8 protein-coding genes are annotated in these 13,791 nt (G+C 68.1%); 5 read left to right on the top strand and 3 right to left on the bottom strand.

Annotation, left to right across the window (positions count from 1 at the left end; all coding sequences use genetic code 11):
• Positions 1 to 156: 156 nt before the first annotated feature.
• The 4 genes from DIE11_RS04995 to DIE11_RS04980 all read left to right on the top strand — a co-directional run bounded on the left by DIE11_RS04995 (position 157) and on the right by DIE11_RS04980 (position 9,765).
• Positions 157 to 816 carry a YdcF family protein gene (locus DIE11_RS04995; protein WP_124621941.1) on the top strand — a complete coding sequence of 220 codons (660 nt, stop codon included), beginning with the start codon at positions 157 to 159 and terminating at the stop codon, positions 814 to 816.
• A gap of 624 nt (positions 817 to 1,440) precedes the next feature.
• On the top strand, positions 1,441 to 7,029 hold the full coding sequence (locus DIE11_RS04990) for an autotransporter domain-containing protein (protein WP_124621939.1): 5,589 nt from the start codon (positions 1,441 to 1,443) through the stop codon (positions 7,027 to 7,029).
• 155 nt (positions 7,030 to 7,184) lie between these two features.
• The gene (locus tag DIE11_RS04985; protein WP_124621937.1) at positions 7,185 to 9,410 is read left to right on the top strand and encodes an amylo-alpha-1,6-glucosidase; all 2,226 of its coding nucleotides are present in this window, start codon (positions 7,185 to 7,187) and stop codon (positions 9,408 to 9,410) included.
• A 103-nt stretch (positions 9,411 to 9,513) separates the two neighbouring features.
• Positions 9,514 to 9,765: a hypothetical protein gene (locus tag DIE11_RS04980; RefSeq protein WP_059600328.1), complete on the top strand. Its 252-nt coding sequence runs from the start codon at positions 9,514 to 9,516 to the stop codon at positions 9,763 to 9,765.
• Between the two features lie 500 nt (positions 9,766 to 10,265).
• Here the strand turns inward: DIE11_RS04980 and penR are convergent, their stop codons facing one another.
• Complete coding sequence (gene penR / locus DIE11_RS04975; protein WP_124621935.1) at positions 10,266 to 11,156, bottom strand: beta-lactamase transcriptional regulator PenR; 891 nt, start codon at positions 11,154 to 11,156, stop codon at positions 10,266 to 10,268.
• A 116-nt stretch (positions 11,157 to 11,272) separates the two neighbouring features.
• On the opposite strand from penR, the gene blaPEN-bcc reads away from it, so the two are divergent.
• Entirely contained in the window at positions 11,273 to 12,166 is an 894-nt protein-coding gene (blaPEN-bcc, locus tag DIE11_RS04970) for a PEN family class A beta-lactamase, Bcc-type (RefSeq protein WP_124621934.1), read from the top strand.
• Positions 12,167 to 12,669: 503 nt separating this feature from the next.
• Here the strand turns inward: blaPEN-bcc and DIE11_RS04965 are convergent.
• Both DIE11_RS04965 and DIE11_RS04960 read right to left on the bottom strand, forming a co-directional pair.
• Entirely contained in the window at positions 12,670 to 12,870 is a 201-nt protein-coding gene (locus DIE11_RS04965) for a membrane protein (protein WP_044847905.1), read from the bottom strand.
• A gap of 552 nt (positions 12,871 to 13,422) precedes the next feature.
• Positions 13,423 to 13,791 (bottom strand): antibiotic biosynthesis monooxygenase, encoded by a 369-nt coding sequence (locus DIE11_RS04960; RefSeq protein WP_059600158.1) that lies wholly within the window; start codon positions 13,789 to 13,791, stop codon positions 13,423 to 13,425.

Below are 13,791 nucleotides of genomic sequence, written 5' to 3'. Positions count from 1 at the left end.
GAATCTCCCGCTTGCCGAACGTCGTCCGGGTTCTCCGGACACGCTCGGCACGTCGTGTCGACCTCGTTACCTGGACAGGCGCGAGCGCGCCGTGGCAGCATGCCGGGCCGTGTGCCGTGCGAACCGGCGGCACGCTTCTCCAGGAGTCCGATACCTTTGAACCAGCGTTTCAAGCGGGGCCGTGCGGCCCGGATCGGCCGTGTCCTGGCCGCGTTCGCGTGTTTGTGGATTGTCGCGGCCGTTGTGCTCGTCGGAACCGGGATGCGGATGCCGAGCGAGCCGGCCGACGTCGCGGTGATCTTCGGCAATGCGCTCGACGACGGCGGTGCGCCGAAACCGGTGCTCGCGGCGCGGCTCGATGTCGGCGTGCGCTGTTATCGCACCGGGCAGTGCCCGGCGTTCCTCGTCAGCGGCGCGATCGACGGCCCCGGGCTGAACGAGGCGACCGCGATGCGCGACTATCTGGTCGCGCGCGGCGTGCCGGCCGACCGGATCGCCGTCGACGACCAGGGCGACAACACGCTCGCGACCGCGCAGCACACGCGCGCGTACATGCAGGCGCACCGGATGTCGCGCGTGCTGATCGTCAGCCAGTATTACCACCTCGCGCGGGCGCGCCTCGCGTTCGAGCGGGTCGGCATCGCGCCCGCGAACATTTTCGCTGCGTATCCGCACAGCTTCCAGTGGCGGGATATCTATTCGAGCTGGCGGGAAGTGCCCGCATACGCGATCTATGCGCTGCGCCTGTGGCTCGATCCCGATGCACGGCCCATGTCGTTCCGGCCGATGCTTTATCTGATGAGCCTGTTTTCATAACACGGCGTGCCGGCCGGGATTCGGTCGATTTTGCGGCTTTCATTTTCATTTCCAAATGCCGCCTTTGCATGGGCCGGATCCGAAACCGCCGGGAAGCATGTTGAAAATCGGCGATTTCAATTTGGAAAATGAAATGGATCCGGATTATCGAACCGACTGCCGCAGCCGCCACTTATATTGCACCGCGAAAATCAGCCGTCTATGAGGTATCGGCATTTTCAGGGATCGAGCTCCGTCGGCAGCTTCGCGCCGGATTTGACGGAGTGACCGGGAGCTCCGTGGAAACCCGTCACTTTGCGCATTTCATCAAGTAAAAAATACGCATTCTATTGACCCTTCTCAGATAACGAAACATCGACTGGAAAACCATGTTTTTTTGATATAGCCTTGTCTGACAAAAGCAGGGGCGGTAATCAAATCAACCAGAAAGTCGCTGCATAAAAAACAAGGGTCACGATCATGGCATCCGGTTAGTTTTGCATCCTCAAACGAGAATCGATTAACCAATAATTCATCCACGAATAAACCGACGTCGTTCCGCGACCGCCGGAGGGCACGCTTGCGTCCCGGATTTTCCGCTGTCGCCGGTCCGATTCAGCGTCCATGCCGATGACGAGGGGAAGCATGAACATTGCGCATTCGAAGAAGAGCGGGGAGCCGTTTCCGAGATTCCTGTTGCCGACGGGGGTTTTTCTGGCATTGTCCGGCGCGGGCATCGTTCCCGCGTACGCGACCTGCAGCACGGCAGGCACCACGGTGACCTGCTCGGGCGTCGCGAACCCGCTGGCGCCGAGCTATGCAAACAGCGCCAACAACCTGAACGTCACAGTCAATCCCGGCGCGAGCGTCGGCGTGCTGCTGGGCGTCGGCGGCACCGCGATGTCGCTGACCGGCAGCGGCGTCACGCTGACCAACAACGGCACGATCGATCCTTCGGTGCTCGGCTCGGGGCTCGGCGTGCTGTCGAGTGGCACGGTGGTCGGCAATGCGTCGGCGAGCACCACGACCGTCACCAACAACGGCACGATGATGGGCTCGACCGGCGTCGCGATCAGCGGCGTGACGGGCATGGCGCTGTCGGTCCAGAACGGCACGGGCGGCGTCTCCAGCATCACGAACACCGGCGTGATCGGCTCCACGCCGCTGGCCGGTGCGACGCTGTCCGGCGCGGACGCGCCCGTGGTTGCCGCTTACGGTGGCGGCCAGGTCAACATGTCGAACAGCGGAACGATCACCGGGCGCGTGTCGCTCGGCTCGAGCGGCACGCCCGGGCTCGGCAACACGTTCGTCAACTCCGGCACGATCAACGGCGGCGTGTCGATGGGCGCCAACAGCACGAACACGTTCACCGCGGTCACCGGCTCGTCGGTCAATACGGCGGGCGGCACGGGCGGCGCGTTCAACATCACGGTCGGCCCCTTCACGCTCGGCGTCGCGGCGACCGGCGTCGTCGACGGCGGCGTGGGCGGCAACAACACGCTGATGCTGCAGCAGGGCGCTACGGCGAACGGCACGATCGCGGTCAACAATTACATCAACTTCAATCATCTAGACGTCACGAGCGGCAACTGGACCATCAACGGCGCGTCGACCGCGCAGGACGCGACGCTCGCGGGCGGCGTCGCAATCATCAACGACAACGCGTCGCTCGGCACGGGCACCGTCACGGCCACTGGCGGCACGCTGCAGGCGGGCACGGCCGGGCTGAACGTCGCCAACAACGTGGATCTCGGCGCGGGCGGGCTGACGGTGCAGGGTGCGACCGGGCTCACGCTATCGGGCACGGTGACGGGTAGCGGCACACTGACGAAGAACGACGGCGGCACGCTGACGATGTCGGGTGCGAGCACGTATACGGGGGGCACGAACCTGAACGGCGGCGGCCTGGTGGTCGGCAGCAACACGGCGCTCGGCGCGGGCGCGCTGAACGTCAATGCGGCGGCGTCGCTCGACGCGAGCACGAACGTGACGCTCGGCAACGCGGTCAATCTCGCCACCGGCACGACGCTGACGGTCGGTGGCAGCAACGCGCTTGCGCTGTCCGGCGCGATCGCCGGCGCCGGCAGCCTCGTGAAGGACGGCGCGGCGACGCTGACGCTGAACGGCACGAACACGTACACGGGCGACACGACGATCAACGCCGGCACGCTCGCGCTCGGTACGGGCGGCAGCCTCGCGGCGACCGGCACGGTGAACCTGACCGGCGCGGGCGCGACGTTCGACCTGAGCGGCGCGTCGGGCGCACGGACGATCGGCGCGCTGGCGGGAGCGGCCGGCACGAACGTGAACCTGGGCAGCACTTCGCTGACGCTCAACGGCACCATCAATGCGACCTACGCGGGCACGATCGGCGGCGCGGGCAGCGTGACGCTGTCGGGCCCCGGAACGCAATCGCTGACCGGCACGAACGTCTACACCGGCGGCACGAACCTGAACGGCGGCAACCTGGCCGTCGGCAGCAACACGGCGTTGGGCTTGGGCGCGGTGAACGTCAACGGCTCGTCGACGCTCGATGCGACCGCCAACGTGTCGCTCGCGAACGGCATCAACGTTGCCACCGGCACGACGCTGACACTGGTCGGCAGCACCGATCTCGGGCTCGGCGGCACGATCTCAGGCGGCGGCGGGCTCGTGAAGAACGGCGCGGCGACGCTGACGCTGAACGCCGCGAACAACTACACGGGCGGCACGACGCTGAACGCCGGCGTCCTCGCGCTCGGCAATGCCGCGGCCCTCGGTTCCGGCACGCTGACCGTCGGCGGCGCGGCGACGCTCGATGCGATCACGAACCTGTCGATCGGCAACGCGATCGATCTCGGCGCGAGCACGGCGCTCACACTGGGCGGCAGCAACGCACTCGTGCTGGGCGGCGTGATCTCCGGCACGGGTGCGCTCGTGAAGGCCGGCGCGGCGACCACGACGCTGACGGGCGCGAACACGTATACAGGCGGCACGACGATCAACGCCGGCACACTGGCGATCGGCGCGGGCGGCAGCCTGGCGGCGACCGGCGCGATGAATCTCGCGAACGCGGGCGCGGCGCTCGACCTGAGCGCTGCGACGGTGCCGCAGTCGATCGGCGCGCTGGACGGTGTGGCGGGCACGAACGTGAATCTCGGCGCCAATACGCTGACGCTGGGCGGGACGGCCGGCGGCACGTTCAGCGGTGCGATCGGCGGCACCGGCAGCCTGACGCTGGCCGGCACCGGCACGCAGACGCTGAACGGCGCAAGCACCTATTCGGGCGGCACGAACCTCAACAGTGGCAGCCTGGTGCTCGGCAACGCCGCGGCACTCGGCACCGGCGCGCTGAACGTCGGCGGTGCGGCCACGCTCGATACGAACGCGAACCTGTCGGTCACCAACGCAGTCGATCTCGGCGCGGGCGCAACGCTGACGCTCGGCGGCAGCAACGCGCTCGGATTGAGCGGCGCGATCTCCGGCACGGGCGCGCTCGTGAAGAACGGCGCGGCGACCACGACGCTGACGGGCGCGAACACGTACACGGGCGGCACGACGATCAATGCGGGCACGCTGGCGATCGGTGCGGGCGGCAGCCTGGCGGCGACCGGCGCGATGAATCTCGCGAACGCGGGCGCGACGCTCGATCTGAGCAGTGCGTCGGGTGCGCAAACGCTCGGCGCGCTGTCGGGCGTGAGCGGCACGAACGTGAATCTCGGCGCCAACGCGCTGACGCTGGGCGGGACGGGCAGCGGCACGTTCAGCGGTGCGATCGGCGGGACCGGCAGCCTGACGCTGGCGGGCACCGGCACGCAGACGCTGAACGGCGCGAGCACCTATTCGGGCGGCACGAGCCTCAACAGTGGCGGCCTGGTGCTCGGCAACGCATCGGCACTCGGTACCGGCGCGCTGAACGTCGGCGGTGCGGCCACGCTCGATACGAACGCAAACCTGTCGATGACGAATGCGGTCGCTCTCGGCACGAGCGCGACGCTGACGCTCGGCGGCAGCAATGCGCTCGGATTGAGCGGCGCGATCTCCGGCACGGGTGCGCTCGTGAAGGACGGCGCGGCGACCACGACGCTGACGGGCGCGAACACGTACACCGGTGGCACGACGATCAACGCGGGCACGCTGGCGCTCGGGGCGGGCGGCAGCCTGGCGGCGGCCGGCACGGTGAACCTCGCCGGCACCGGCGCGACGCTCGACCTGAGCGGCGCGTCGGGTGCGCAAACGCTCGGTGCGCTGTCGGGCGTGGCCGGCAGCAACGTGAGTCTCGGCGGCAACGCGCTGACGTTGGGCGGAACCGCCAGCGGCGCGTTCGGCGGGGTGATCGGCGGCACCGGCGGCCTGACGGTCGCGGGCACCGGCATTCAGACACTGACCGGCAGCAACACGTACACGGGCGGCACGACGATCGCGGCGGGTGGCACGCTTCAGCTCGGCAACGGCGGCTCGTCGGGCAGCGTGGTCGGCAACGTCGTCGACAACGGCGCGCTGATCTTCAACCAGTCCGCCAACGTGACGCTCGCGAGCGTGCTGTCCGGCACCGGCTCGCTGACCCAGGCCGGCAGCGGACAACTGACGCTGACTGGCACCAGTACGCTGAGCGGCCCCACCACCGTCGCCGCGGGCACGCTCGCCGTCGACGGTTCGCTCGGCCAGTCGACCGTGACCGTGCAGAACGGCGCGACGCTGACGGGCACCGGCACGGTCGGCGGCCTCGTCGTGCAGAGCGGCGCGTTCGCGGCCGTGTCGCAGCCGGGCGCGGCGCTGAACGTCGCCGGCAACGTCACGTTCCAGCCGGGCTCGACGCTGCAGGTCGCGGTCACGCCGCAGCAGGCGGGCAGCGTCGCGGCGAGCGGCACGGCCACGCTGAACGGCGGCACCGTGCAGGTGCTCGCGAACCAGGCCAGCTATCAGCCGACCACGAAGTACACGATCCTCAGCGCGTCGTCGGGCGTGCAGGGCACGTTCAGTCAGGTGAATTCGAACTACGCGTTCCTGATGCCGACGCTCAGCTACGATCCGGACCACGTGTACCTGCAACTGGTCGCGAACGGCACGTCGCTGACCGATGTCGCGACGACGCCGAACCAGCGCGCGGTCGCGACCGCGATCGGTGCGCTCGGCGCGGGCAACCCGCTTTACGACACGGTGCTGACGACCGATGCGGCCACCGCGCGCCGGGCGTACGGGATGCTCGACGGCGAACTGCAGGCGAGCCTGAAGAGCATGCTGCTGCTCGACAGCCGCTACGTGCGCGATGCCGTGACCGATCGCGTGCGCCAGGGCCTCGCGCCCGGATCGGGGCCGCTCGCGGCGCTGTCGTCGGGCGGCGCCGCGCTGTGCGGCGACAACACGGCCGGTGTCACCGACCCGACGTTGCCGCCGGAACGCCGGATCGGCTCGCGGGCCGGCTGCCATGGCGGCACGCCTTATCAGCCGGTTGTCTGGGGGCAGGCATTCGGCGGCCGCAGCAGGCTCGCGGGCGACGGCAACACGTCGGCGATCAACCGCAGCATGACGGGCTTCATCGCCGGTGCCGACATGGCGCTCAACGACAAGTGGCGTGCCGGCCTGGCCGCCGGCGTCACGCACAGCTCGCTCGACAACGACCTGAGTTCGTCGGCGTCGGTCAACAGCTACTACCTGTCGCTGTACGGCGGCGCGCAGTACGGTGCGCTCGGCGTGCGCGGCGGCGCGTCGTACACGTGGTATCGGATCAACAGCGACCGCTATCCGGGCTTCGCGGGCTTCTCCGACCACGATTCGGCCGGCTACAACGCGAATTCCGCGCAGGTGTTCGGCGAAGTCGGCTACGCGCTGCCGGTCGGGCCGGTCGCGCTCGAACCGTTCGCGGGTCTTGCCTACGTGAACCTGCATACCGACGGCTATACGGAAAGCGGCGGTGCGGCCGCGCTGCGGGCCGGCGGCCAGACGACCCACGTCGGTTTCTCGACGCTCGGCGTGCGTGCCGCGTCGCAGTTCGGCACGTTCACCGCGCGCGGGACGGTCGGCTGGCGGCACGCGTTCGGCAACGTGCAGCCGTCGTCGGCGTTCACCTTCGCGAACGGCGGTACGTCGTTCCAGGTATCGGGCGTGCCGATTGCTCGCGACAGCGCGGTGCTCGAAGCGGGCATCGACGCGACCATCACGAAGCGCCTGACGCTCGGCCTCACGTTCAGCGGCCAGTACGGCAGCGGCGTGCGTGACAACGCGGTGCTCGGCAACATCCTGTGGAAGTTCTGACCGTCGCCTGATGTGCCTGTGCGCGGCCCGGTGCGGCGACGGCAACGCCGCGGGGGCCGCGTCTTTTTCGTCGCTGCGCGCCCCCCCGGTTCTGGCCTATCCTGTGCGAAACACGCGACGCGCACCGCGCGTTGCGCCTCGACACAGGAGCATCGATGCCGAATCACGCCGAAGCCACCACGACGCAGGCGCCGCAAGTCGCGCCGGTTCCCCCGACCCAGGCGACGGGCCCCGCGTTCATTGCGCCCGAAGCCGATCCGCAGGCACTCGCACGCAACAACCAGTACGTATTGAAATCCGGCGACGCATTCGTGGTCAGCGATGCGCTCGGCGACATCGGCGGCCATGACGACGGCCTGTTCGTCGACGACATGCGCGTGCTGTCGACATGGCGTTTGACCTTCGGCGGCCGTGCGCCGTCGCTGCTGTCGGGCGCGACGAGCGCGGACAACGCGTCGTTTACCGCACACCTGACGAACCGCCCGCTGCCGCCGCTCGGCGGCCGCGAGACGCCCGAGGGCGTGATCCACATCGAACGGATGCGCGTGCTCGCGGGCGACGTGCTGCACGAAGCGCTGACGTTGACGAACTACGGCGCGAGCGAGGCCGAGGTGCCGCTGTCGCTGTCGTTCGCGGCGGATTTCAAGGACATGTTCGAAGTGCGCGGCACGCAGCGTCCGAAGCGCGGCACGGTGGCCGCGCCGCGCGTCGACGCCGGTGCGGTGCGGCTGCGTTACGACGGCCTCGACAAGGTCGAGCGCAACGTGACCGTGCATTTCTCGCCGGCACCCGACGCGCTCTCGGTCGATCGCGCCGATTACACGCTGACGATCGCCGCGCAGGCGTGCGTGTCGATCTACCTGACCGTCGACGCGACGCTCGGCCCCGCGCGCGACGGGGAAGGCCCGGGATGCGGCCGCGTCGCGCTGCGCACCGCGCTCGTCGGCGTGCATCGCGAGATGCGTTCGCGGCGCGAGGCGATGGCGCGCGTGAACACCAGCAATCCGCTGTTCGACGCATGGCTCGACCGGTCGCTCGCCGATCTCGGGCTGCTCACGACGCAGCTCGACACCGGGCCGTATCCGTATGCGGGCATTCCATGGTTCTCGACGCCGTTCGGCCGCGACGCGGTGATCACGTCGCTGCAGATGCTGTGGCTGCAGCCGTCGCTCGCGCGCGGCGTGCTGCGCTTTCTCGCGGAGCACCAGGCGCGCGAGACGTCCGCGTTCCGCGATGCGGAGCCCGGCAAGATCATGCACGAATTCCGCCGCAGCGAGATGGCTGCGACGGGCGAGGTGCCGTTCGCGCTGTATTACGGCGGCGTCGATACGACCCCGCTGTTCATCGTGCTCGCGGGGGCGTACGTCGAACACACGGGCGACGATGCGCTGATCGACGAGCTGTGGCCCGCGCTCGAGCGCGCCGCGCAGTGGGTGATCGACAAGTGCGACCGCAATCCGTACGGGCTGCTCGATTACCAGCGCACGTCGGAGCGCGGCCTCGCGAACCAGGGCTGGAAGGATAGCCACGATTCGGTGTTCCACGCGGACGGCCGCTTCCCCGACGGCCCGATCGCGCTCGTCGAAGTTCAGGCGTATGCGTGCGCGGCGCTCGATGCGATGTCGATGTGCTCGCACCGGCGCGGACACGCGGCTGACGCGACACGTTATGCGTTGCGCGCGAAGACGCTGCGCGACCAGGTCGAGGCACTGTTCTGGATGCCGGAGTCCGAGTTCTACGGGATCGCGCTCGACGGTCACGGTGACTTGTGCCGCGTGCTGGCGTCAAACGCAGGCCATCTGCTCGCGTTCGGACTGCCCGACGCCGGGCGCGGCGCGGCGGTCGCCAGCGTGCTCGGCTCGACGCTGTTCCAGACGGGTTGGGGCATTCGCACGCTCGCGGCCGGCCAGCCGCGCTTCAATCCGATGGCCTATCACAACGGTTCGGTGTGGCCGCACGACAATGCGCTGATCGCGCGCGGGCTCGCGCGCTACGGCGACAAGACGGCCGCGGTGAACCTGCTGCGCGCGCTGTTCGAAGCCGCGGTCAGCTTCGAGATGCGGCTGCCGGAGCTGTTCTGCGGGTTCCCGCGCCGGCGCGGCGAGCCGCCGACGGCGTATCCGGTCGCGTGCCTGCCGCAAGCGTGGGCGGCCGGTGCGCCGTTCATGATGCTGCAGGCCTGTCTCGGCGTGAGCGTCGACGCGGCGCGCCACGAAGTGCGTGTCGAACGCCCGACGCTGCCCGAAGGCGTCGACTGGCTGCGCATCGACGAACTGCGGGTCGGCGACGAGACCGTATCGCTGACGTTCCGGCGCGTCGACGGCCAGGTCTTCGCGGCGGCCGCGCAGCCGGGGCGGGTGAAGGTGGTCGCGGTGCTGTAGTGATGCGGCAGCCTGCACGGACGTTGCGCGATGTCGCGCCACGTCCGCGCGCAGCGGCATAGAATCGTGACATGACCCTTGAACGATGGCGGAGGCACCTACGATGACGACCGATAAACGGCCCGACGACGGCGAGCAGAAGCTCGAGAATCTGGAAGCGGCGGTCGACCACCTGCACAAGTCGATCGAGTCGCAGAGCATCGCGGCTGGCGCGGCGAAGGGCATCCTGTTCAGCCTGATCGAAACGCTCGGCGCGCTGATCGGCGATCCCGACCTGCCCGAACATGCGCGCTCCGGATACGAGGCGCTGCGCGACAAGGCGAGCGAATTGCGCAGCGGGCTCGACCGGCATTGATGAACCGGCAGCGCCGGCGTCGGCCGCACGGCCTGCGCCGGTGCTGCACAATCTTGCGCGGCGCGCACAAAACCCCGTGCGCTCAATGAGTTAGCCGGCCGGTGCGCAGGATATCCACAAGCTTGCCAACACAATCTGTGGAGAACCGTCCGGCCCCCGTGCCGGCGCGCAGGGCGCGCGCCGCGAGGTCGCAAACGATGCCGCGTCATTGACCTGTCTGGGCCGATCTACTGAATCCCCTTTTGTATCAGGATGTTACGCGTCACATTGGTGGAATATCCACAGGCTTGCCAACAAAATCTGTGGATAAGTCTGACGTGATTGCTTCCTGATGGTTGAGGATCCGCCGCGCGGCGGCCGTTGCGTTCAAGCTCCAGATGGCACGGGCTGCCCGATGCGTGCATCGGCGCGGTAATTCGTGCGCGATCAACGGGTTAGGCCCCGGGTACCCAGGATATCCACATCCTTGCCAACAAAATCTGTGGACAAGCAGGGCCTCATCATTCGACCGGCGCCGCGTCGGCCGCTTCCGCAACGATCCAGTCGCGAAACAGCGTCATGGCCGGCGTGAGCGGCTTCGACTTCAGCGACGTGAGCCAGTAGCCGCCGGTGCGCACGTCGATGTCGAGCGGCCGCGCGAGCTGGCCGAGCTGCAGTTCGCGCGCGAACATGCAGGCCGGCGCGAGCGCGATGCCCGCGCCCTGCATCGCGGCCTCGACCATCAGTCGCGACGAATCGAACACCGGCCCGTTCACTGGCCAGGGTTCGAGCTGCGCGGCGTCGAACCAGCCGAGCCATTCGTCGGTGCGGTACGAGCGCAGCAGCGTTTCGTTCGCGAGATCCGTCGGCCGTGCGAGGCGCCGCGCGATCTCCGGCGCGCACAGCGCGGTGAGCGGTGCGTCAAGCAGCCGCTCGTTGCGCGTCGCCGGCCAGTTGCCTTCCCCGAAGCGGATCGCGAAATCGAGGCCCTCGGCCGCGAGGTCGACGACGTTGTTGTTGGTCCGCAGCCGCAGCTCGACGAACGGGTGCGTGTCGCCGAAGCGCTTCAGCCGTGGCATTAGCCAGCCTATGGCAAAGGTGCCGACCGCGCCGAGCGTCAGCACCTCGTGGAAGCGTCCGCCCTCGAATTGCTTGAGCACGGTCTCGATCCGGCTGAATGCGTCGCTGAGCACCGGCAGCAGCGCGCGCCCTTCGTCGGTGAGCCCGAGGCCGCGCGGCAGCCGCGTGAACAGCGCGCAGCCGAGCCGCTCCTCGAGCGAGCGCACCTGCTGGCTCACGGCAGCCTGGGTCACGCTCAGCTCGAGGCCGGCACGCGTGAAGTTCAGGTGGCGCGCCGACGATTCGAATGCGCGCAACGCATTGAGCGGAAGATGAGGGCGGAGCTTAGTCATAAGAATTTCTTGTGTCAGCGCTCAATTATCGTTGCTTGTCTGGCAACCGTAAAGTCACGATAGTGCTGTCTCGCCGGCCGGCCGTTCCGCATCCACTCCACCACGAGAGACACGACATGACCTACTCATCGCAACGTCGAACCCTGTTGCTGGCCGCCGCGACGGCGCCGCTCGTCCTGACCGTCGCCGCGTGCGCGTCACCGCCGGCCGCGGGGCGGGACGTTTCGTCCGCGACGTCGTTTGCCGCGCTCGAGCGCGCCGCGGGCGGCCGTCTCGGCGTGTGCGCGATCGACACCGCGAGCGGCCGGCACGCGCGGCATCGCGCGGACGAACGCTTCCCGTTCTGCAGCACGTTCAAGGCGATGTTGAGCGCGGCGGTGCTCGCGCAGAGCGTCGAGCACCCGGGGCTGCTGCAGCAGCGCGTGACGATCGCGCAGTCCGATCTCGTGAACTACTCGCCGGTGTCGGGCAAGCACGTCGGCACCGGGATGACTGTCGCCGAGTTGTGCGAGGCGGCGATCCAGTACAGCGACAACTCGGCCGCGAACCTGGCGATGAAGCTGATCGGCGGGCCGGCGGCGGTGACCGCGTATGCACGCTCGATCGGCGACGACACGTTCCGGCTCGATCGCTGGGAGACCGAACTGAATACCGCGTTGCCGGGCGACCTGCGCGACATGACGACGCCCGACGCGATGGCCGCGAGCATGCGCGTGCTTACGCTCGGCGACGCGCTGCCGCCCGCGCAGCGTGCGCAGCTCGTCGCGTGGCTGCGCGGCAACAAGGTCGGCGACAAGCGGATTCGCGCGGGCGTGCCGGCCGGGTGGCAGGTGGCCGACAAGACCGGCACCGGCGACTACGGGACGACGAACGATGCGGGCGTGATCTGGCCGCCGTCGCGCGCGCCGATCGTGCTCGTCGTGTACTACACGCAGGCGCGTGCCGATGCGAAGGCGAAGGACGACGTGATCGCGGCCGCCGCGCGCATCGCGCTCGCGACGTTCGCCTGAGCGGGCGGCGCGGCGTGCGTTCATCGATGGCTGGACGAAGCGATGGAGGCGCGCCGTGCCGCCGGCGTGACCGGCACGTCGAAACGTTGTGCGATCAACGACTTAGGTCACGCATGCTCAGGATATCCACATCCTTGCCAACAAAAATTGTGGACAAGCCCGCGAGCGGTCTCGTTCGTCGCGCAGCGGGCACGGCGCTCGCGTGCCGCAGGCCTGCCTGCACGGTTTGAAGCGGCACGGACAAAACCTTTCGGATCAAGCGCTTGTGCGTGGTATGCGCAGGCTATCCACACGCTTGCCAACACAATCTGTGGACAAGCGGTGTGGCGCGCGCGACATGCGGTCCGTCGCATCGCACGACGATGCGCGAACGGCACGGTGCCCGCCGCGTGCCCCATTCGAAGCGACGGGGACAAAGTCTTTCGGATCAAGCGCTTGATCGCGGTATGCGCAGGCTATCCACATGCTTGCCAACACAATCTGTGGACAAGCCCGCTTGATGTTCAGCCATGCCGATCGTCGACCGAGGGCCAGCGCGCGAATGCGAAAACCCACAACATGATGAAGTTCAGGACCGGGACGAACATCGTCAGGATCCACCAGCCTGAATGCCCGGTACGCCGAACGATCCGGACATACGGATAGACGACGATCGCGACGAGCACGAGCGAGACGATCAACTGCCCTGCGGTGAAGTGTTCCATGGCCTTCCTCGGATGATGTGTCGTTGTACGATGCGGGCCGAACGGCCCGCACGCCGCGCGCAGTCTCGAGATGCGCGGCCGCGTGCGGCTCGTGTGATCCTGACGCGTCGCATGCACGCACGTCAAGCCGCGTGCAGGGCGCGCCGTTGCGCCGGATCGTCCGATTGCGCGCGTGAGCGGACCGCGCGCTGCCGCAACGGTGGCGCGGCGCATGAATCATTGGCCGATCAACGGGTTAGGCGATGCATGCGCAGGATATCCACAAGCTTGCCAACATTTTCTGTGGGTAAGTGGCGCGGCGATCGCGCCGTGTATCGAACGCGCATCGACGTGGCATCGTGATGCGAAGTGCGGCGAACCGGCGCGTGTGACGGGCGCGGTGCGCGCCGCGTCTGCATCACGCGTGCCAAAGTCCGTCGGATCAAGGGCTTAGCGTCGCGGTGCGCAGGATATCCACAAGCTTGCCAACATTTTCTGTGGAGAAGTCCGCGTGGCGATCGCGTGGCGCGGCACCGCGTGCAAACCGTGCGTCGTGCCGGCTCGCGCATCGGCTCACGCGGTACACACGCCTGCCACGGCGACTTTCTGGAACAGGTGCGGGCTCGCGACGGCGGACGACGGATAAGCCGACAGTTTCGCGACGAACGCCGGATGCGTGAAGGCCGCGCGAAACGCGTCGGTCGATTCCCAGATCGCGTAGTTGAAGTAAGTCGGACTGTCGCCGAGTGCGCGATGAAGCTGGGTCGAAATGAATCCGGGCTGCCGTTTCATGAACTCGGCGTCGTCCTTCCACACGGCCAGGAAATCCGCTTCGTCGGCCGGATCCAGCGTGAAGACGTTGACGAGGACGACGGGTTGCGCGTCGATGCCGAGCTGTTGCTGGATCGGAAAGGCCGGGTCCATCGGTTTGAAACGAGGCAT

It is taken from the genome of Burkholderia sp. Bp9012 (genome assembly GCF_003853825.1).
Taxonomy (GTDB): domain Bacteria; phylum Pseudomonadota; class Gammaproteobacteria; order Burkholderiales; family Burkholderiaceae; genus Burkholderia; species Burkholderia diffusa.
Note: the sequence above shows the minus strand (reverse complement) of the source record. Positions and strands in the feature narration are given on the sequence as shown.

Coding starts and splice junctions, on each gene's coding strand:
- DIE11_RS04985 (WP_124621937.1), top strand. CDS start 7,185: ATGCCGAATCACGCCGAAGCCACCACGACGCAGGCGCCGCAAGTCGCG.
- penR (WP_124621935.1), bottom strand. CDS start 11,156: ATGACTAAGCTCCGCCCTCATCTTCCGCTCAATGCGTTGCGCGCATTC.
- DIE11_RS04960 (WP_059600158.1), bottom strand. CDS start 13,791: ATGCCTCGTTTCAAACCGATGGACCCGGCCTTTCCGATCCAGCAACAG.
- DIE11_RS04980 (WP_059600328.1), top strand. CDS start 9,514: ATGACGACCGATAAACGGCCCGACGACGGCGAGCAGAAGCTCGAGAAT.
- blaPEN-bcc (WP_124621934.1), top strand. CDS start 11,273: ATGACCTACTCATCGCAACGTCGAACCCTGTTGCTGGCCGCCGCGACG.
- DIE11_RS04965 (WP_044847905.1), bottom strand. CDS start 12,870: ATGGAACACTTCACCGCAGGGCAGTTGATCGTCTCGCTCGTGCTCGTC.
- DIE11_RS04990 (WP_124621939.1), top strand. CDS start 1,441: ATGAACATTGCGCATTCGAAGAAGAGCGGGGAGCCGTTTCCGAGATTC.